The organism is Streptomyces sp. NPDC031265 (assembly GCF_055570295.1).
The window spans coordinates 131,615-150,360 of the sequence record NZ_JBVIHM010000013.1 but is presented as its reverse complement, the minus strand read 5'-3'; the positions used below and the strand labels follow the sequence as shown (position 1 = coordinate 150,360).

Genomic DNA, 18,746 nt, shown 5'->3' with positions numbered 1-18,746 from the left:
TTTAGGGCGGTAGAAGGAGAGACTCTAGGGGGGGGGGCAAGAAGCGCAGACAAGGGGACGAGGGAGGGGGGGGGGGGGGGGGCCCCGCTCGCGCCCCCCGCCCCCCCCTCCGTCGTCACCGCCCGGGTTCGGGCGAGGGACAGGCCGGCTCGAACTCGCCGATGGTGTCCATGGCCTGCCGCAGCATCCGCACCAGCAGATCGCGTACGGTCGCGCGGTCCGGCTCCAGCGTCCCCAGCCACTCCAGGGTCACGCTCTCCACACAGCCCATCCAGCCGAGCAGCGCGAGCCGGGCGAGCACCGGAATGTCCCGTCTGCCGTAGGCACCCTCCGCGATGGTGGCGATCAGCTCCTCGCGGACGGCGTCGCGTATCGCCTGGACCTGGGTGTCGAAGCCGACGCCGCCGGTCACGATCGTGCGGTAGGCCGCCTGGTGGTGCTGCGCGTACACCAGGTACCCCTCCATCGTGCGGTGGACGCGGTCGGCGCGCGGCAGCTCGGTGTCGCTCGCGGCCCGGGCGACCAGATCCGCCACCGAGTCCTCGACGATGGCCAGGTAGTAGCCGCGCTTGCTCTTGAAGTAGTAGTAGATGAGGCCTTTGGCGACCCCGGCGTGCTGGGCGATGTCGTCCATCGACAAGGCGTCGTACGACGTGTCGGCGAACAACTTCCGCCCCGTCGCGATGAGTTCGGAGCGGCGTACCTGGGATTTCTCGGTCGCGCCTCGCTGTTGACTATTATTCAAATTCAGCCCTAGTCTCCAACTGCCACAGGATCTCCGCAGTATGGCAGACCTGCACACGCACTCCCGGCACCGCTTGGACACGGACGTACGGGAGGCACAAGTGAGCGCGGACAGGCGGCCGTTGGCCGAGGGAGGAACCGCCTGAAGAAGGCGGTGCTCGTCGCACCGCCGACCGCCCTTCGTCTTCATGACCGACGTGAGCGCCGAGCAGGCGCTGGTCATCTCGGACTCGATCGTGGCGGGCGGACTGAAGCTGGAGGCGTCGTGATCCGGATCCAGGCCGCGCCGTTCTGGGCGTACGCGACGGGCGCGACCTTCGCCGTCTCGGCGGGGCGCCAGCTGCAGTGGTGGGAGCGCTCGGTGTACGAGGAGGGGGTCCGCACCCGCAGCGGCGCCGCCAACCCCTGTCTGGCGCTCACCCTGCTCTACGCGGCGGCGCTGCTGGTCCCGACCGGCCTCAGCTCATCCACGGCTGGGACGGCAACGGCTACCGCAGAACCCTGACCACCAGCGCCCGCGCCTACCGGGAGTGGCCGCGGGACAGCATGGTCAACAACGTGCTGCACTTCCTGACCTCGGGCACGTTCCTCGCCCTGCTGGTCCTCGGCTCGGCACCCTGTTCCCCACCGAGATCGGCCGGCTGGTGGAGGGGTGGCGGCTGCCGGGCGCCGACGAGGAGCGCAAGGTACCCCGGCCGGTCGCGGTAGCCCTCGCGGCGGCCGGGGTCCACGGGCTGCCGTTCATCGGCGCGCCGGGCGCGAGCCCGCTCGCACGCCTGGCGGGGTGGCCGCTGGGGCTCACCGCCTTCGCGGTCCTGGCGGGTGTGACGCTGCTCACCCGGCGCTCGCCGGTGCGGTGGCTCCACGGCCTGGTGGGCGTGCCGGGCCGGCGCTGGAAGGCCGGCCCGGAGGTCAGAGCAGCCCGGTCTGCGTGACCAGCATCGCCAGGACCACCACGAGGGTCCACCCCAGGAAGTGCTCCAGGATCTTGGGGCCGTCGTCGGGGCCGCCGGTGCGGGCGCGCAGCTCGGCCAGGGCGCGCGGGTCGTCGGCGGTGGTGGCGTGCAGCGTCATGGGAACTCACTCGGTCGTCTGGCGGTGGACGGTCCCCCCGGGTGCCTTTTCAGAGTGCCAGTGGATGCGGCTCCGGAGGGAGAGACGTTGGTCACGGGCGACGTCGGTCACTTCCGGCCTCGGCCGCTGCCGCCGGGGCCGGGGCCGCCCGGCCGTCACACCCGTACGCCCACCGAGGCCAGGGCCCTGCGCTGACGCTCGCCGGGGTGTGCGGGCCAGTACAGATAGCAGACCCCGCCCGTGCCCGAGACGACCTTGCCGCCGGCGTTGTACCGCTTGGTCCGCAGCCAGATGTTCTCCCACTCGCGCCGCAGATAGACGCGGCGCACCTCCGGGTCGCTCGGCGAGGCGGGGTCGTTGGCGATCACGTCGCCGTCGGCCGTGAAGCCGATCACCGTCATGAGGTGGCCCGAGGTGCCGTACCCGGCGCCGGTCAGCTCGGTCTTGAGGAACGACTGGGACGTTATGGCCGGGATGCCCGCCCTGATCAGCGTCTCCAGGTCGTTCAGCGAGCGCAGCCGGGTCACCGCCGCGCTCATGTCCCGGTAGCTGCTGGCGTACGCGGCGTTGAAGGGCCAGTTGCCGCAGCCGTTGTACTGGTAGTCGAAGGTGTACCGGGCTGCGTGGCAGATCTGCGGGTCGGCGAAGGAGGGGTCCACCCAGGCCAGGTCGGCGGCGCTCGGCTCCCGGCCCCAGTACTCGACGATCATCTGCGAGGAGGTCGGGCTGCACCAGGCCTCGCCGCCGTTGTCGTACTGCGGGTACTGCCCCTTGTGGATCTCCTGCGAGTAGCGCGGTACGAGGAGCTCGCCCGCGTACGCCGGGGTCGAGGCGGGCACCGTGAAGCGGTCCGGGATGTCGGAGGCCATCGCGCCGAGCCGCCAGACCGTCGGGGTGAGGCGGGTGCCCGGGGTGCGGTAGAGGGTCAGGCGCAGCCGGTAGGAGGTCAGGCGCAGCCCGCTCGCCGCGTTGTCGATCGAGAAGGTGTCGGTGTAGATGGTGCTCTTGCCGTCGCTCTGGTCGTCGACCGAGGTGCGCCGGATGTCGGCGTCGCCGTCGCCCGCCGTCCAGCGGCCCATCACATACGCCGGGGTCGCCGTGGTGTCGGAGTACGTGCCGAGCAGCTCGACCTGGAGCCAGGTCCCGGCGGGGGCGTGCGCGTTCCAGTGGGCGATGACCTCGGTGGCCGGGACGGGCGAGCGGTGCACCGGCGAGGTCCAGGTGGCGTACTCCCAGGTGGCCGTCTTCCGGGTGTGCGGGTCGGTGTAGTCGGTGCGGCCCTCCGGGCGGGCGATGACCAGACCGGGGCGGCGGCCCGGCACGGCCCGCACACCGGCGGCGTCGCCCGAGCGCCAGTCGGCGTGCGTGGTCCAGGCGCGGTTGTCCACCAGTGAGGGGATGCCTTTCGAGGGCCTGCCGACGGCGGACCGCGCGGTCGACGGGGCGGGGGCGGCCGAGGCGGAGGCCGGGACGGCCGTGCCCGCCGCGGCGGCGAGCGCGGCGGCCAGGACGGTTCTGCGCGGAGTGGAGCTGCTCATGATCGGGACCCCCCGGTCGGACGAGGATGGGGCGGTGGGCACGACGATGGGCCAACTATCCCGGGTCCCGGGCGACTTCTGCCAGTGATGCGCGCGGTGCCGCGCCACCAATATGGGTCTGGACCACTGGCATGACCTGCGCGGCCGTCGCCCGAGGGATGTCGATCTAGGGTGGGGGCATGGCAGAAATCGACCGAATCGCGGCCGCCGTGCGCGCACTGCCGCCCTCGTGCGGCCCGGTCCGGCTGGTCGCGGTGGACGGGCACGCGGGCTCCGGCAAGTCCACCTTCGCGGGACGCCTTGCCGCGGCGCTCGGCGGGGCCCCGGTCGTCCGCCTCGACGACCTGGCCACCCACGAGGAGTTCTTCGCCTGGACGCCCCGGCTGCGTACGCAGGTGATCGAGCCTCTGGCGCGCGGGGAGGCCGGGCGCGTCACGCCGTACGACTGGAACCTGCGCCGGTTCGGTCCGGCCGGCGCCCTGGAGCCCGCGCCCGTGGTGCTGATCGAGGGCGTCGGGGCGGGCCGGCGCGAGGTGCGGCCGTGGCTGGCGTTGCTGCTGTGGATGGAAATGGACGCCGAGGGGTCCTGGGCACGCGGGCGCCGACGGGACGGAGCGGCGCTTTCCGGCTTCTGGGACGAGTGGACGGCGGCGGAGATGCGCCATTTCGCCGCGGATCCGTCCCGTCCGTATGCTGATGCGCTGGTACGGCAGTGTCAGGAGGGATACGAGTGGCTCCCGAGGCGCGATTCCGCACCCCTCGCACACCATTCCGTTACGGACAGTGATGATCTCCCCCCGCCGCACTGAACCGTCGGAAAACCGCCCCTCGGAGTCACCCAACTCCGCTTGACCCGGGGGCCGTACAGGTCTTACGTTCTGAATGTGCGGCTTTCCGGAGCCGCCGCAGACGCGAAGCCCCCGGTTGTTCCCCCGTGATCGGGGGCTTCGTTCTGCCCATTCCGGGCCTTTCACCGCGCCTCAGCAGCGGTTTCGCAGCGGTTTCGCTCACCCTCGGTCACCGGCCAAGACGTGCTTCCGCGGCCCTCGCGCCACCCCTTCGATCCGGGGCCCCCTCGCAGGTACGATGCAGCTGGTGCGGTCAGTTCCCGTCAATTCCGTTCTGCACTCTGCGAATTGGCGATTCAGCACGGGGGCACGGTGGTGGGGGACGTGATGGACTTCGGCACGCAGGGCGCGCACGCCCCGGCCGATCTCGCCTGGCTGCGGGGCATCGACGCGTACACCATGGGCGCGTATCCGCAGGCCGAGGAGGAGTTCCGGGCCGCGGTACGGATGGATCCGGGCATGGTGGACGGCTGGCTGGGACTGCACGCGCTGCGGGTGGACACCACCACCGCGCTGCTGCGCATGTACCGTCACCGGGAGCGCTTCGGCGAACAGCGCGCTCGGCACCGGCGCACCCTCAACTCCTGGTACTGGCTGGGCTGGTGGGTCCAGCCGGTCCTGGAGAGCCCGCGCGATCTGCTGCTCGCGCACGCCTCGCACTGGCTCGACGGCCGCCATGTGCCGGAGCTGGACCGCGCGCTGGCCGGTCTGCCACCGGTGGACACAGACCCCCAGGTCCGCTTCCTGCACGCCTGCCGGTCGTATCTGGTCAAGGACTGGGACCAACTGGTGCGGCACACCGAGCCGTTGCTGGGCGATCCGCTCCTCGGGATCGAGGCCGGGCTGTTCGGCGGGATGGCGCGGGTGCGCCTGGAGATGTTCGGGCAGGCCGAGCCGCTCCTCTCGGCGGCCCTGATGCGCTGTCGCAGCGAACAGCCGCAGCGCAAGGAGCTGCGCTACTGGCTGGCCCGCGCCCACGAGGGCACCGGCCGCTCCGCCGCCGCGCTGCCCCTGTACCGGGCGGTGCACCGGGTCGACCCGGCGTTCATGGACACCTCGGCGCGGCTGGCCGCGATCACCGAGTCGGACGGCCTGGACGGGTCGTACGGCTCCGACGACCCGTCCGATCTGGCGGCCGTCTCGCTGTCCGGGTTCGGCCAGGACGGCACGGTGGACGGCGCCGAGCCCGAGGCGGCGCCCCTCGAACCGCCGGAGGGGCGCGAGGTGCGGGTGCCGGTCGCCGGCCCGGCGGTGGTGGTGCCGCCGCCGCCCGACGGCGTACGGGAGAAGGCGGGCATCCCGGCCCAGCCCGCCCCGCCACCCGTGCCGACCGGCCCGACGGACGCGGCGCTGCTCGCCCAGGCGCTGGCGGAGCTGGAGCGGATGGTGGGCCTGGAGCCGGTGAAACGCCAGGTCAAGGCGTTGTCGGCGCAACTCAACATGGCCCGCTTACGAGTCGGCCAGGGCCTCCCCGTCCAACCGCCGAAACGTCACTTTGTCTTCTCCGGCCCCAGCGGCACCGGCAAGACCACGGTCGCGCGGATCCTGGGCCGGGTCTTCTACGCGCTCGGCCTGCTGGGCGGCGACCACCTCGTGGAAGCTCAACGGGCCGACCTGGTGGGCGAGTTCCTCGGCCAGACGGCGGTCAAGGCGAACGAGCTGATCGACTCGGCGCTGGGCGGGGTGCTGTTCGTGGACGAGGCGTACAGCCTCTCCAACTCCGGCTACAGCAAGGGCGACGCGTACGGCGACGAGGCGCTCCAGGTGCTCCTGAAACGTGCCGAGGACAACCGCGACCACCTGGTGGTCATCCTCGCGGGCTACCCCGAGGGGATGGACCGCTTGCTGGCCACCAACCCGGGCCTGTCCTCCCGCTTCACCACCCGGGTGGACTTCCCCTCGTACCGCCCCCTGGAGCTGACGGCGATCGGGGAAGTCCTGGCGGCGGAGAACGGGGACGGGTGGGACGAGGAGGCGCTGGACGAGCTGCGCTCGATCAGCGGGCACGTGGTGGACCAGGGGTGGATCGACGAACTCGGTAACGGGCGGTTCCTGCGCACGCTGTACGAGAAGAGCTGCGCGTACCGCGACCTGCGCCTGTCGACGTATCCCGGCACGCCGGGGCGTGAGGACCTGGCCACGTTGCGGCTGCCGGATTTGATGCAGGCGTATGGGGAGGTGCTGTCGGGGCGGGGCGGGGCGATGGATCCGCTGTAGCCCTTTCCCCACCCCGCCCGTTCCCTTGAGCCCTGGGCGGGCGGCCGGGTTCGTCGGCTACCGGCCGGTGGGGGCCGGTCGCGCAGTTCCCCGCGCCCCTGAAGGCAGAACGGGGCCCGGGCACATCCAGCCCCTCCGGCGTGCAAGGAGCGGGGCCCTGGCAAATCCAGCCCCTGGGGTCCCCCTGGACGAAGTCCTTGGGGGAGTTTGAGGAGCGGGGTCCGGACGGAGCCCCGAAGCGGGATGCAGGGGCCGCAGGCCCCGCAAACGAGGTCCGGGGGGCAGCCCCCGGAAAACCACCCCCACCCCTCCCCCACCCCCGGAGGGTTCAGGGGAAGGGGCGGGGTGGGGGCTGAATCGCCGGGGCTAACCCGCCAGCGCCTGCTCCGCGCGCGGCTGTGTCGGGAACGGCCGGTGGGACGGGTCGCGGACCTCGCCGACCAGCATCTCCAGGACGTCCTCCAGGGCCACAAGACCCAGCACCCGCCCCGACGCATCCGCCACCTGCGCAAGGTGCGCCGCCGCCCGGCGCATCACCGTGAGCACGTCGTCGAGCGGCAGCTCCGCCCGCAGGGTGACCAGCGGCCGCCACACCTGCTGCGGCACCGCCCGCTCCCGGTCCTCCAGGTCCAGCACGTCCTTGACGTGCAGGAAGCCCATGAAGGCGCCCCCTTCCGCGCACACCGGGAAGCGGGAGTAGCCGGTACGGACCGTCAGTTCCTCCAGCTCCCGGGGCGTCACCGAGCAGCCCACCGTCACCAGGGACGACCGGTCGAGCAGCACGTCCGTCACCGGGCGGCTGCCCAGCTCCAGCGCGTCCTCCAGGCGCTCCATCTCCCGGGGGTCCAGCAGGCCCGCCTGCCCGGAGTCCTCCACCAGGCGGTTGAGCTGCTCGCTGGTGAAGACCGCCTCCACCTCGTCCTTGGGCTCCACCCGGAACGCCCGCAGCACCAGCCGCGCGCACGCGCCCAGCGCCACCGTGACCGGGCGGCACACCCGGGCGAAGGCGACGAGGCCCGGGCTGAACCAGAGCGCGGTCTTCTCGGGCGCCGCCATCGCCAGGTTCTTCGGGACCATCTCGCCGATGACAAGGTGGAGGAAGACGACGAGGGCGAGCGCGATCGCGTAGCCGAGGGGGTGGATCAGGCCCGCCGGGACCCGGGCCGCCTCGAAGACGGGCTCCAGGAGGTGGGCCACCGTGGGCTCGGCCACCGCGCCCAGTGTCAACGAGCAGACGGTGATGCCGAATTGCGCGGCCGCCATCATCTGCGGCAGGTTCTCCAGGCCGTGCAGCACCTGCCGGGCCCGCGCCGACTGGGACGCGAGCGGTTCGATCTGGCTGCGGCGCACGGACACCAGGGCGAACTCGGCCCCGACGAAGAAGCCGTTCGCCAGCACCAGGAGCAGGGCGAAGAAGAGTTGCAGCACGCTCATCGCACGGCCTCGCTCAGGACGTCCGCGGTCCGCACGAAGCGCACCCGCTCCGCCCGGTACCGCTCGACCCGGCGGACCTGGATCCGCCAGCCGGGCAGCTCGGCGCGGTCACCGGGGACCGGGATGCGGCCGAGCAGATCGGCGACGAGTCCGGCGACCGTCTCGTACGGGCCATCCGGCACGTCCAGTCCTATCCGGCGCAGGCTCAGCACCCGGCAGCTGCCGTCGGCCTCCCACGCGGGGCGGCCGTCGTCGCTCGCCACCGCGGCGAGTTCGGGCCCGGTGTCGCCCTCGGCGTCGTGCTCGTCGCGCACCTCGCCGACCAGCTCCTCGACGATGTCCTCCAGGGTGACGACCCCGGCCGTACCGCCGTACTCGTCGACGACCACGGCTATCGGCTGCTCGCTGCGCAGCCGCTCCAGGAGCTGCTGCACGGGCAGGGTCTCGGGCACCAGGAGCGGCGGCACGGCGATGCGCGCGGCGGGAGTGCGATGGCGCTCCTGCGGCGGCACCGCCAGCGCGTCCTTGAGGTGGACCATGCCGACGACCTCGTCGATCCGCTCCCGGTAGACGGGGAAGCGGGAGAGCCCGGTGGCCCGGGTGAGGTTGAGGACGTCGGTGGCGGTCGCGGAGGTCTGCAGCGCGCTCACCTTCACACGCGGCGTCATCACGTTCTCCGCGGTGAGCCGCCCGAGCGCGAGGGTGCGTACGAAGAGGTCGGCGGTGTCCTGCTCGATGGCTCCGGCCCGCGCCGAGTGGCGGGCCAGCGAGACCAGTTCGCCGGGGGTGCGGGCGGAGGCCAGCTCGTCGGCGGGCTCCACGCCGAGCGCCCGGACCAGCCGGTTGGCGACGGTGTTCAGGAGCGAGATGACCGGCCGGAAGAGCCGGGAGAAGCGGCTCTGCGGCCCGGCGACGAACCGCGCGACCTGGAGGGGCCGCGACACCGCCCAGTTCTTGGGGACGAGTTCGCCGATCACCATCTGCACGGCGGAGGCGAGCAGCATGCCTATGACGACGCCCACGCCGGGCACCACCCCGTCCGGCAGGCCGGTCGCGGTGAGCGGCCCGTCGAGCAGTCCGGCGAGCGCGGGCTCGGCGAGCATGCCGACGACGAGCGAGGTGATGGTGATGCCGAGCTGAGTGCCGGAGAGCTGGAAGGACAGCTCGCGCAGGGCCTTGACGACGGTGCCGGCTCGGCGGTCACCGTCGGCGGCGGCCTTTTCGGCGTCCGGGCGGTCCACGGTGATCAGGCCGAACTCGGCGGCCACGAAGAACCCGTTGGCAAGGATGAGAAGGAATGCCGCTGCGAGCAGCAGAAGCGGGGTGGTCATGCCGCCGCCTCCTGCGAAGGGGCGGCGCAGATACTACCGGACGATCCGTCCATTGCTGGAGGGAGTCACTCCTCGGGTCGCTGGTGCCCCGCAGGCCGATGGTGCCGCCTTGTGCACGGGGCTGGCGCGTTGAGCGCCACCGTCACCAGGGTAGCTATTGAGATCGTCGCCGCAATGCTTGCCCCGGTGCTGAAAAGGGCGGGTCAGCCCGCCTGGCGGGTGCCGTGCGACTCGGCGAGTGCGCGCAGCGCCCGGGCGTCGCGGATGGCCCGCTCCTTGGCGATGCCGGGCTGGATGCCGAGCGCGGGCAGGCTGGTGCCGTCGCTGAGGTCCAGGAACACCCAGGGGTCGCCGGGGCGGAGGTTGACGCGCAGGATCTCCGCCCAGTCGAGCCGCCGTGTCCGGGTGAGGTTGACGACCGTGACGCCCGTGTCGTCGGCGACGACCTTGGGGCGGCTCAGCAGCGCGAGGACCGCGAAGAACATCGCCGCGGTGAACACGAAGCTGGCCCGCTCGCCCGCGCTCATGTTCTCCAGGAGCAGCGCGACGCCAGTGATCACGGCGAACATCACGGCACCCACGCTCAGCAGCACGGCCCGGGTGCGGGTCGGCCGGAACGTGACCGGGAGAGCGGGGAGTTGGGGCGCGGGGGCGGACACGGGGTACGTCACTTCCGTACGGGAGTAAAGGGATCGGAGGGGGCGGTCAGAGGCGGCAGGCGTGGATGGCCGTGGTGAGGATGGCGCGGGCGCCCAGCTCGTACAGGTCGTCCATGATCCGCTGGGCCTCCTTGGCCGGGACCATGGCGCGGACGGCGACCCAGCCCTCGTTGTGGAGCGGCGAGATCGTCGGCGACTCCAGGCCCGGGGTGAGGGCGACGGCCCGCTCCAGGTGCTCGGCGCGGCAGTCGTAGTCCATCATCACGTAGCTGCGGGCGACCAGGACACCCTGGAGGCGGCGCAGGAACTGCTGCACCTTGGGCTCTTCGATGTCCGCGCCGGTGCGGCGGATGACGACCGCCTCGGACTTCATGATCGGCTCGCCGATGACTTCGAGGCCCGCGTTGCGCAGCGAGGTGCCGGTCTCCACGACGTCCGCGATGACGTGGGCGACTCCGAGCTCGATGGCGGTCTCGACGGCGCCGTCCAGGTGGACGACGGAGGCGGCGACGCCGCTGTCCTTGAGGTGCTGGGCGACGATCCCCTCGTACGAGGTGGCGATCGTCATCCCGTCGAAGTCGCCGACGCCCTTGGCCGTGCCGGGCTTGGTGGCGTAGCGGAAGGTCGAGCGGGCGAAGCCGAGGGAGAGGATCTCCTCCGCGTCGGCGCCCGAGTCGAGCAGCAGGTCGCGTCCGGTGATGCCGATGTCGAGGCGGCCGGCGCTGACGTAGATCGCGATGTCACGGGGGCGCAGGTAGAAGAACTCGACCTCGTTCTCGGGGTCGACCAGGACGAGTTCCTTGGACTCCTTGCGCATCTGGTAGCCGGCCTCATGGAGCATCGCCGACGCAGGTCCGGACAGTGAACCCTTGTTGGGGACGGCGATGCGCAGCATGAGGTCGGCTTCCTTACTTGGAGACGTACGGGGGAGAGTGCGGGGGTGCTCAGAGGTGGGCGTAGACGTCGTCGAGTGAGATCCCGCGCGCGACCATCATCACCTGGACGTGGTACAGCAGCTGCGAGATCTCCTCGGCGGCGGCGTCCTTGCTCTCGTACTCGGCGGCCATCCAGACCTCGGCGGCCTCCTCGACGACCTTCTTGCCGATGGCATGCACGCCCTTGTCCACCAGCTCGGCGGTGCGGGAGGTGGACGGGTCGCCGTTGGCTGCCTTGAGCTGGAGCTCCGCGAAGAGCTCTTCGAAACTCTTGGGGGGTTTGTTCGCCATGATGCTTCTTAGGGTAAGGGGTGCTTCCCTGCCACTCAGCGCCAGGGTTCGCTGACGGTGCGCAGCGTGGCGGCCGTGGCGACGGCGGCGGTGACCGCTTCGTGCCCCTTGTCCTCGTTCGACCCTTCGAGGCCGGCCCGGTCCAGGGCCTGCTCCTCGGTGTCGCAGGTCAGTACGCCGAAGCCGATGGGTACGCCGGTGTCGATGCTGACCTGGGTGAGACCGTTGGTGACACCCTGGCACACGTAATCGAAGTGCGGCGTGCCGCCCCTGATGACGACGCCGAGGGCGACCACCGCATCGTATCCGCGGCCCGCGAGCACCTTGGCGACGACCGGCAGCTCGAAGCTGCCGGGGACGCGCAGCAGCGTCGGCTCGTCGATGCCGAGCTCGTGCAGGGCGCGCAGGGCCCCGTCGACGAGTCCGTCCATGACCTTCTCGTGCCACTGCGCCGCGATGACCGCGACCCGGAGGTCTGCGCAGTTGCGTACGGACAGTTCGGGTGCGCCCTTGCCACTCACGTGCTGCTCCTCAGTGATCTTTCAGCTGTTACGGGTGTCGCTGTACGGGTGTCGCTACTGGTTGCCGCAGGCCGACGTGGTCGCGTCCAGCCACGGCAGGTCGTGTCCCATCCGGTCGCGCTTGGTGCGCAGGTACCGCAGATTGTGCTCGCCCGCCTGGACGGGCATCGGCTCGCGGCCGGTGACCTTGAGGCCGTGGCGGACCAGCGCGGTGGTCTTCTCCGGGTTGTTGGTCATCAGCCGCAGGCTGCGCACGCCCAGGTTCTCCAGGATCTGCGCGCCGGCCGCGTAGTCGCGGGCGTCGGCGGGCAGCCCCAGCTCCAGGTTGGCGTCGAGTGTGTCGCGGCCCTGCTCCTGGAGCTCGTAGGCGCGCAGCTTGGAGAGCAGTCCGATGCCACGCCCCTCGTGGCCGCGCAGATAGACGACGACGCCGCGGCCCGCCTCGGTGATGCGCTCCATGGAGGCCTGCAGCTGGGGGCCGCAGTCGCAGCGCTGCGAGTGGAAGATGTCGCCGGTCAGGCACTCGGAGTGGACCCGCACCAGGACGTCCTCGCCGTCGCCGATCTCGCCGTGGACCAGCGCCACGTGCTCGACGCCGTCGACGGTGGAGCGGTAGCCGTAGGCGGTGAACTCGCCGAAGGAGGTGGGGAGGTGGACCTCGGCCTCGCGGCGCACGGTCGGCTCGGAGGAGCGGCGGTAGGCGATCAGGTCCTCGATGGAGATGATCGTCAGACCGTGCTTGCGGGCGAACGGGATGAGCTCGGGCAGCCGCAGCATCACCCCGTCCTCGCCCGCGATCTCCACGATCGCGCCGGCCGGGGCGAGCCCCGCGAGCCGGGCCAGGTCGACCGCGGCCTCGGTGTGGCCGTTGCGGACGAGGACGCCGCCGGGCTTGGCGCGCAGCGGGAAGATGTGCCCCGGGCGGACGAAGTCCCCGGCGTCCGAGTGCCCGTCGGCCAGCAGGCGCAGCGTGGTGGCGCGGTCGGCGGCGGAGATGCCGGTGGAGACGCCGTGCGCGGCGGACGCGTCGACCGAGACGGTGAACGCGGTCTTCATCGACTCGGTGTTGTGGTCGACCATCTGGGGCAGCTGGAGCCGGTCGAGCGCCTCGCCCTCCATGGGCGCGCAGATCAGCCCGCGGCACTCGCTCATCATGAAGGCGACGATCTCGGGGGTCGCCTTCTCGGCGGCGATGACGAGGTCGCCCTCGTTCTCGCGGTCCTCGTCGTCCACGACCACGACCGGCCGGCCGGCCGCGATGTCGCGGATCGCCTGCTCGACCGGGTCGAGGGAGAGGTCCTCGCGATTGTCGGTGGAGTACCAGGTGGGTGTGGTGGCGCTCATGCCGCCGCTCCTTCCAGGACGGGCTGCGCGCTCGTACGGGAGCGCAGCCACCAGTCGCGCAGGCCCCAGAGGACGATTGCGCCGTAGATGACGTAGACGAAGCCGGAGAAGGCGAAGCCGTTGGCGAAGTTGAGCGGCACGCCCACGGCGTCGACGAGGAGCCAGGCGAGCCAGAACTCGACCATGCCGCGCGCCTGGGCGTACATGGCGACGATTGTGCCGACGAAGATGTACGCGTCCGGCCACGGGTCCCACGACAGCGTCGGGAAGGCGGTGAACAGACCGCCGACGGCGAGGGTGCCGACGGCGGCGCCGGCGACCAGCAGACCGCGCTCGCGCCAGGTGGCGAACCGCACCGCGATGGAGCCGTCCTGCCCCTGCCGCTTGCCGGCCTGCCACTGGTACCAGCCCCACAGGGCGACCACGATGACCACGACCTGCTTGCCGGCGCTGCCGGAGAGGTGGGCGGTGCTGAACGCGGCGAGCAGGATGACGCCGGAGAGGAACTGGGCGGGCCAGGTCCATATGGAGCGCCGCCAGCCGAGCGCGAGGGCGGCGAGACCGACCGTGTTGCCGATCATGTCGGACCACATGATGTGCTGGTCGAAGGCGGTGAACGCCTCGGAGTTGAGCCAGTTCACTTGGAGTCCTCCTGGCCGTGTGCGCCGAGGAGGCGCTCGACGTACTTGGCGATCACGTCGACCTCCAGGTTGACCGGGTCGCCCTGCTGCTTGAGGCCGAGCGTGGTCAGCGCGAGGGTGGTGGGGATGAGGCTGACGGTGAAGTAGTCGGGGCCCGCGTCGACCACCGTGAGGCTGACGCCGTCGACGGTGATCGAGCCCTTCTCCACGACGTAGCGGGAGAGTTCCGCGGGCAGCGAGACCTTGACGATCTCCCAGTTCTCCGAGGGGGTGCGCGCGACGACGGCGCCGGTGCCGTCGACGTGGCCCTGGACGATGTGCCCGCCGAGGCGGCCGCCGACGGCCATGGGCCGCTCCAGGTTGACGCGGGAGCCGACGTCGAGGGCGCCGAGGCTGGAGCGCTTGAGCGTCTCCTCCATGACGTCGGCGGTGAACTCGCCGTCGCCCGTCTCCACGACGGTCAGACAGACCCCGTTGACGGCGATCGAGTCGCCGTGCCGGGCGCCCTCGGTGACGACGGGGCCGCGCAGACGGAAGCGGGAGGAGTCGCCGAGCTTCTCGACGGCGGTGACCTCACCCAGCTCTTCGACGATTCCGGTGAACACGCTCATCGCTCCTTGGGAGTGGCACTGATACGGAGATCGGGGCCGATGCGGACGGTCTCGGTCAGTTCGAGCCGCAACGCTTCGGCGATCGTGGTGATTCCGGCGCCGGTCAGGGCCGCCGGGCCCGCGCCGAGCAGGACGGGTGCGAGATAGCCGACGACCTTGTCGACGGCGCCCGCGGCGACGAAGGCCCCGGCGAGGGCCGGGCCGCCTTCGAGGAGTACGGACCGGACGCCGCGCCCGTGCAGGGCGGCCAGCAGCGCCGGGATGTCCAGACCTGTGGCGGCGCGCGGCAGCCGGACGACGTCGGTGTCCGCCAGATGGGCGGTGTCGGCGTCCTCGGCGACCGCGACCAGGGTCGGCGCGGCGTCGTCGAGGACCCGGGCGCCGGGCCGTACGGCCTTCGCCTCGGTGTCGACGACGACCCGCAGCGGCTGGACGGCGCCCTCGATGCCGCGTACGGCGAGGTGGGGGTCGTCGGTGCGGGCGGTGCCGGAGCCGACCACCACGGCGTCGGCCTCGGCGCGCAGCCGGTGGACGTCCGCGCGGGCCTCGGGCGAGGTGATCCAGCGGCTGGTGCCGTCCTCGGCGGCGGTCCGGCCGTCGAGGGTCGCCGCGTACTTCCACAGGACGTAGGGCCGGCCGAGCCGTACGGAGGTGAGCCAGGCGGCGTTGCCCGCCTCGGCCTCCTCGGCGAGCAGGCCCTGCTCCACCTCGGCCCCGGCCGCCCGCAGTGTGTCGGCGCCCCCGGTGGCCTGCGGGTTCGGGTCGCCGACCGCGTACACGACACGGGCGATCCCGGCCTCGACGAGCGCCTGGGCGCAGGGGCCGGTGCGACCGGTGTGGTTGCAGGGTTCGAGGGTGACGTACGCGGTGCCGCCCCGGGCCTTCTCGCCCGCGGCGGACAGGGCGTGGACCTCGGCGTGCGGGCCGCCGGCCTTCTGGTGGAAGCCCTCGCCGACGACGGCGCCGCGGGCATCGGTGATGACGCACCCGACGACCGGGTTGGGGCTGGTGGAGCCGAGTCCGCGCGCGGCGAGCTCAATGGCTCGGCGCATCGCGTCTGCGTCGGCTGCGGTGGCCACCGGGTCCTCCTGCCTCTTCGGGCACGGACTCCGGGGCTGTCGATGAACGACAGAGAGCGGGAACAGGGCCGTACGTACAGCTCACGCATGGCCGAAGGACACCGACCGTCGCGGACGACGATCAGCGGAACGGCCGGCATGAGCCCTGAGGGCCCGCCCGCCGCGCACTGCCTCCCATCCGGACTTTCACCGTCGGTCCAGGAATTCCACCTGGTCAACCGGCCACTGGATGCGGCCGGGTCGCGGACTATTACCGCCGGTTCGGAATTACACCGACCCCGGAGTGCGCTGCTGCTGGTACAGGGTCAGTGTGCCACGCCTGATCGTCGGCCATACGGGCGAACATCTATGGCCTGGGTCACAGTGCCGGTCGCGGCCCGTAGTGGAGGTTCACGGTCCGCCACATCGCGCATCCATCCCGGACGGGGCATTGGTCCATACCTTGGGTGGTTCGACCGGCGGCTCCACGGCGGCGGCTCATGCACCGCGCCCGTCTGGACGGCCACGGCCGAGTACGGTGGCTCCACGACCGTCTCGTACAAGTCCCACAACTGGAAGTCGAAGGGGTGGACGAAGGGCGAAGAGCCCGGAACCACCGGCGACTGGGGCGTCTGGCAGGACCTCGGGGCCTGCCGATCCCCCCACCCCCGAACGCCCGGCGGCACGACTCAAGGCCCTTGCCGTGGCCGCCGGGCACCCGCTGTGAAGCGCCCGCACCCCGGCCGGAGTGCGGTGCGTCAGGGTGCGGGCGGCGCGAACAGCTCGTCCTGCGCCGCGTCCCGCGCCGCGAGCAGGGCGCCGCGCAGCACCGCCCGGTCCCCGAGTTCGCTGGGCCGGACCTCCGCGCCCAGCGGGGTGAGCGCGGCGAGCCGGCTCTGCACCCGGGCGGAGAGCAACGCGCCGCCCGCGTGGCCGAGTTCGCCGCCGAGCACGATCAGGCCCGGGTCCAGTACGGAGACCACGGCCGCGGCGCCGATGGCGATCCGCTCGGCCAGCGCGTCGAGGAAGGGACCGGCCGCCTCGCGCACCAGGGTCTCGGCGCTGCCCGTCAGCCCGTACCCGGCGGCGAGCCGCACCACCGCGTCGGCTCCCGCGAGCGCGTGGAACCCGCCGTCGCAGCCGGTCGCGGACGGCAGTGCGCCGGTGCCCGGAACCGGCAGGAAGCCGATCTCGCCCGCGCCGCCGGAGGCACCCCGGCGCAGCTTCCCGTCCAGGAAGACCGCCGCGCCCACGCCCTGCCCCAGCCAGAACAGCACGAAGTCGTCCTGGCCGCGCGCGGCGCCGAGCCGGTGCTCGGCCATCGCCGCCAGGTTCACCTCGTTCTCCACGAGGACCGCGGCCGACAGCCGCCCGTGCAGGGCGGGGACCAGCTCGCGGTGCCAGGCGGGCAGGCCCGTGCTGTCGCGCAGTTCGCCCGTCGCCGGGTCGATCAGGCCGGGCGCCCCGATACCGATGCTGTGCAGCCGCTCGGCGCCCGCCTCCTTCGCGGTGCGCTCCAGGAGCGCCACCGTCTGCTCCACGGCGGGCCCGGTCCCGGCCTCGGCCCCGATCGGGAGGGCGGCCTCCGCGAGGGGCGCGCCGAGGAGATCGGCCACGAGCACGGTGACGCTGTCGGTGCGCACATCGAGGGCGGCGAGGTGGGCCCGGTCGGCGACGATGCCGTACAGCCGGGCGTTGGGGCCGCGCCGCTCGGCGCCCGACTCCCCCACGACCTCGACGAGCCCCGAACCCTGGAGCCGTTCGACCAGGTCGGCGACGGAGGGGCGGGACAGACCGGTGAGCTTCTTGAGCTGACCCGCCGTCAACGGCCCCTCGTCCTGGAGCAGACGCAGGGCGAGGCGGTCGTTGATGACCCGGGCGGTGCTGGGTGAGGCGGGCATGCCGGGGATCCTTCCAGACGACCGGAACCCGATGGACGGCGCAGTATTTATCAGGCAGGGTTCCTGATAGTTTATCGCGGACCAGCATCCAGGGGAGGACCGGGCGGATGGCGACCGAAGCGGACGACGGCGTACGGCAGTTGAGGCGGGCCAGGATCGCGGTCGCCGCGGTGTTCTGCGTCCACGGCACGGTCACCGGCAACTTCGCGACCCGGGTCCCGTGGATCCAGGACCACACCGGGGTCTCCACCGGCCAGCTCGGTCTGGCGCTCGCGTTTCCCGCCATCGGCTCGTCGCTGCTGATGCCGCTCTCCGGCGCGGTCACCCACCGCTTCGGGGCGCGCCGTGCGCTGCGCGGGCTGCTCGCCCTGTGGACGCTCACCCTCGCGCTCCCGGCGCTCGCGCCGAACCTCTACACGCTCTGCGCGGCGCTCTTCGTGTTCGGGGCGACGGCGGGCATGTCGGACGTGGCCATGAACGCGCTGGGCGTGCAGACCGAGGACCGGCTCGGCCGGTCCATCATGTCCGGACTGCACGGCATGTGGAGCGCGGGCGCCCTGATCGGCTCGACCACCGGCACGCTGGCCGCGCACCTCGGCGTCGACGCGCGCGTGCACCACCTCGTCGCGGCGGCCGCTCTCACCGCGCTTGGCGCACTGGTCTGCGGCGGCGTGCTGGACCTGCGCAGCGCGCCCGACGAGGCCCCGCCGCCGCGCTTCGCCCGGCCGCCCAGGACGGCGCTGGTCATCGGACTCGTCGCGTTCTGCGCGGTGTTCGCCGAGGGGGCGAGCCTGGACTGGTCGGCGGTGTACCTGCGGGACACCATGGACGCCTCGGCCGGGCTCGCCGCCGCCTCTACCACCGCGTTCACGCTGACCATGGCGGTGGCGCGGATCGCGGGCGACAAGGTGGTGGACCGGTTCGGCGCGGTACGGACGGTCCGCTGCGGGGGCGTGCTGGCGACCGCGGGCGGGCTCGCGGTGGTCCTCGCGCCCGGCCCGGCCGTGGCCATGGGCGGGTTCGCGCTGATCGGCCTGGGGGTCGCGGTCGTGGTGCCGCTGGCCTTCGCGGCGGCCGGGCGCAGCGGCCCGAACCCTGGGGCCTGTCCGGCGGATCCGGTCGGCACGCGGGGGTCTGGCACCCCCATCTGCGGCGTTGTCGTCAATCGCCGACGCTCCGCGTCGCCTCAATCCTCCGCCTTGCAGCTGGACGCACCAGACCCCCGCTCACCAGCACCGAAAGAGGCGCCCCGGACCGAGGCCGACCGGATCCGCCGGACAGACCCCAGCCAGGCCATCGCGGGCGTCGCCACCATCACGTACACCTCGGGTCTCGTCGCCCCCTCGGCCATCGGCGGCATCGCCGATCTGACCTCGCTGGTGGTGTCGTTCGGCCTGGTCACGCTGTTGGCGCTGGGCCTGGTGGCGGGGGCGGAGGTGCTGCGTACGGGAGTGCGCACCCGGGCCGCCGGCGGCCCGGCCGGGGGGGGGGGGGGGGGGGGGGGGAGAAGCCGGAGACGCGCAAACGGACCGCCCACCCGGAGGGAGGGGTGGTTTGCGCTCTGTGTCCCCCGCCCCCCCCCCCCCCTCCCCCCCCCCT

19 protein-coding genes and 1 riboswitch are annotated in these 18,746 nt (G+C 72.4%); of the genes, 5 read left to right on the top strand and 14 right to left on the bottom strand.

The genetic code is table 11. From position 1 onward, the window contains the following. Positions 1-115: 115 nt before the first annotated feature. Entirely contained in the window at positions 116-745 is a 630-nt protein-coding gene (locus ACZ499_RS21365) for a TetR/AcrR family transcriptional regulator (RefSeq protein WP_468676995.1), read from the bottom strand. A 264-nt stretch (positions 746-1,009) separates the two neighbouring features. Here ACZ499_RS21365 and ACZ499_RS21360 point away from each other — a divergent pair, with 264 nt between their 5' ends. Beyond that, positions 1,010-1,249, top strand: a complete 240-nt coding sequence (locus tag ACZ499_RS21360) for a hypothetical protein (protein WP_468676994.1) — start codon at positions 1,010-1,012, stop codon at positions 1,247-1,249. Between the two features lie 25 nt (positions 1,250-1,274). Further along, positions 1,275-1,679, top strand: a complete 405-nt coding sequence (locus tag ACZ499_RS21355) for a hypothetical protein (protein WP_468676992.1) — start codon at positions 1,275-1,277, stop codon at positions 1,677-1,679. On the opposite strand, the gene ACZ499_RS21350 is transcribed toward ACZ499_RS21355, so the two are convergent. After that, entirely contained in the window at positions 1,657-1,818 is a 162-nt protein-coding gene (locus tag ACZ499_RS21350; protein WP_107503676.1) for an SCO1431 family membrane protein, read from the bottom strand. The two genes, ACZ499_RS21355 and ACZ499_RS21350, sit on opposite strands and share 23 nt — an antisense overlap. 155 nt (positions 1,819-1,973) lie before the next feature. Then, positions 1,974-3,356: a peptidase C39 family protein gene (locus tag ACZ499_RS21345; RefSeq protein ID WP_468676988.1), complete on the bottom strand. Its 1,383-nt coding sequence runs from the start codon at positions 3,354-3,356 to the stop codon at positions 1,974-1,976. A gap of 179 nt (positions 3,357-3,535) precedes the next feature. Here ACZ499_RS21345 and ACZ499_RS21340 point away from each other — a divergent pair, with 179 nt between their 5' ends. Beyond that, positions 3,536-4,165 (top strand): uridine kinase family protein, encoded by a 630-nt coding sequence (locus tag ACZ499_RS21340; protein ID WP_468676986.1) that lies wholly within the window; start codon positions 3,536-3,538, stop codon positions 4,163-4,165. Between the two features lie 366 nt (positions 4,166-4,531). After that, positions 4,532-6,421 (top strand): AAA family ATPase, encoded by a 1,890-nt coding sequence (locus tag ACZ499_RS21335; protein WP_468677087.1) that lies wholly within the window; start codon positions 4,532-4,534, stop codon positions 6,419-6,421. A 366-nt stretch (positions 6,422-6,787) separates the two neighbouring features. On the opposite strand, the gene ACZ499_RS21330 is transcribed toward ACZ499_RS21335, so the two are convergent. The 11 genes from ACZ499_RS21330 to ACZ499_RS21280 form a co-directional block, all read right to left on the bottom strand. Next, on the bottom strand, positions 6,788-7,855 hold the full coding sequence (locus ACZ499_RS21330) for a hemolysin family protein (protein ID WP_468676985.1): 1,068 nt from the start codon (positions 7,853-7,855) through the stop codon (positions 6,788-6,790). Beyond that, the gene (locus tag ACZ499_RS21325; RefSeq protein WP_468676983.1) at positions 7,852-9,186 is read right to left on the bottom strand and encodes a hemolysin family protein; all 1,335 of its coding nucleotides are present in this window, start codon (positions 9,184-9,186) and stop codon (positions 7,852-7,854) included. The genes ACZ499_RS21330 and ACZ499_RS21325 overlap by 4 nt, the downstream gene beginning before the upstream one ends. Before the next feature lie 203 nt (positions 9,187-9,389). Next, positions 9,390-9,845 carry a PH domain-containing protein gene (locus tag ACZ499_RS21320; RefSeq protein WP_468677085.1) on the bottom strand — a complete coding sequence of 152 codons (456 nt, stop codon included), beginning with the start codon at positions 9,843-9,845 and terminating at the stop codon, positions 9,390-9,392. Positions 9,846-9,891: 46 nt separating this feature from the next. Beyond that, positions 9,892-10,740, bottom strand: coding sequence for an ATP phosphoribosyltransferase (gene hisG / locus ACZ499_RS21315; RefSeq protein WP_468408896.1), 849 nt, complete (start codon positions 10,738-10,740; stop codon positions 9,892-9,894). 49 nt (positions 10,741-10,789) lie between these two features. Beyond that, positions 10,790-11,071, bottom strand: coding sequence for a phosphoribosyl-ATP diphosphatase (locus tag ACZ499_RS21310; RefSeq protein ID WP_283144384.1), 282 nt, complete (start codon positions 11,069-11,071; stop codon positions 10,790-10,792). A 35-nt stretch (positions 11,072-11,106) separates the two neighbouring features. After that, a complete protein-coding gene (gene ribH, locus ACZ499_RS21305) occupies positions 11,107-11,592 on the bottom strand; it encodes a 6,7-dimethyl-8-ribityllumazine synthase (protein WP_067155634.1) in 486 nt (161 codons plus the stop codon). 54 nt (positions 11,593-11,646) lie between these two features. After that, a complete protein-coding gene (locus ACZ499_RS21300) occupies positions 11,647-12,936 on the bottom strand; it encodes a bifunctional 3,4-dihydroxy-2-butanone-4-phosphate synthase/GTP cyclohydrolase II (RefSeq protein WP_468676981.1) in 1,290 nt (429 codons plus the stop codon). Then, positions 12,933-13,577, bottom strand: a complete 645-nt coding sequence (locus ACZ499_RS21295) for a nicotinamide mononucleotide transporter family protein (RefSeq protein WP_468408901.1) — start codon at positions 13,575-13,577, stop codon at positions 12,933-12,935. The genes ACZ499_RS21300 and ACZ499_RS21295 overlap by 4 nt, the downstream gene beginning before the upstream one ends. Further along, positions 13,574-14,182: a riboflavin synthase gene (locus ACZ499_RS21290; RefSeq protein ID WP_468677083.1), complete on the bottom strand. Its 609-nt coding sequence runs from the start codon at positions 14,180-14,182 to the stop codon at positions 13,574-13,576. Before ACZ499_RS21290 ends, ACZ499_RS21295 begins: the two co-directional genes overlap by 4 nt. Before the next feature lie 2 nt (positions 14,183-14,184). Further along, positions 14,185-15,267: a bifunctional diaminohydroxyphosphoribosylaminopyrimidine deaminase/5-amino-6-(5-phosphoribosylamino)uracil reductase RibD gene (ribD, locus tag ACZ499_RS21285; protein WP_468676979.1), complete on the bottom strand. Its 1,083-nt coding sequence runs from the start codon at positions 15,265-15,267 to the stop codon at positions 14,185-14,187. A 160-nt stretch (positions 15,268-15,427) separates the two neighbouring features. After that, a riboswitch (FMN riboswitch) is annotated at positions 15,428-15,558 on the bottom strand. Between the two features lie 446 nt (positions 15,559-16,004). Next, a complete protein-coding gene (locus ACZ499_RS21280) occupies positions 16,005-17,147 on the bottom strand; it encodes an ROK family transcriptional regulator (protein ID WP_468676977.1) in 1,143 nt (380 codons plus the stop codon). Between the two features lie 107 nt (positions 17,148-17,254). Between ACZ499_RS21280 and ACZ499_RS21275 the strand changes: the two genes are divergently transcribed. Further along, on the top strand, positions 17,255-18,746 hold a 1,492-nt coding region (locus tag ACZ499_RS21275; RefSeq protein WP_468676975.1), incomplete at its 3' end, for an MFS transporter.

Coding starts and splice junctions, on each gene's coding strand:
- ACZ499_RS21310 (WP_283144384.1), bottom strand. CDS start 11,071: ATGGCGAACAAACCCCCCAAGAGTTTCGAAGAGCTCTTCGCGGAGCTC.
- ACZ499_RS21325 (WP_468676983.1), bottom strand. CDS start 9,186: ATGACCACCCCGCTTCTGCTGCTCGCAGCGGCATTCCTTCTCATCCTT.
- ACZ499_RS21350 (WP_107503676.1), bottom strand. CDS start 1,818: ATGACGCTGCACGCCACCACCGCCGACGACCCGCGCGCCCTGGCCGAG.
- ACZ499_RS21345 (WP_468676988.1), bottom strand. CDS start 3,356: ATGAGCAGCTCCACTCCGCGCAGAACCGTCCTGGCCGCCGCGCTCGCC.
- ACZ499_RS21280 (WP_468676977.1), bottom strand. CDS start 17,147: ATGCCCGCCTCACCCAGCACCGCCCGGGTCATCAACGACCGCCTCGCC.
- ACZ499_RS21330 (WP_468676985.1), bottom strand. CDS start 7,855: ATGAGCGTGCTGCAACTCTTCTTCGCCCTGCTCCTGGTGCTGGCGAAC.
- hisG (WP_468408896.1), bottom strand. CDS start 10,740: ATGCTGCGCATCGCCGTCCCCAACAAGGGTTCACTGTCCGGACCTGCG.
- ACZ499_RS21340 (WP_468676986.1), top strand. CDS start 3,536: ATGGCAGAAATCGACCGAATCGCGGCCGCCGTGCGCGCACTGCCGCCC.
- ACZ499_RS21335 (WP_468677087.1), top strand. CDS start 4,532: ATGGACTTCGGCACGCAGGGCGCGCACGCCCCGGCCGATCTCGCCTGG.
- ACZ499_RS21300 (WP_468676981.1), bottom strand. CDS start 12,936: ATGAGCGCCACCACACCCACCTGGTACTCCACCGACAATCGCGAGGAC.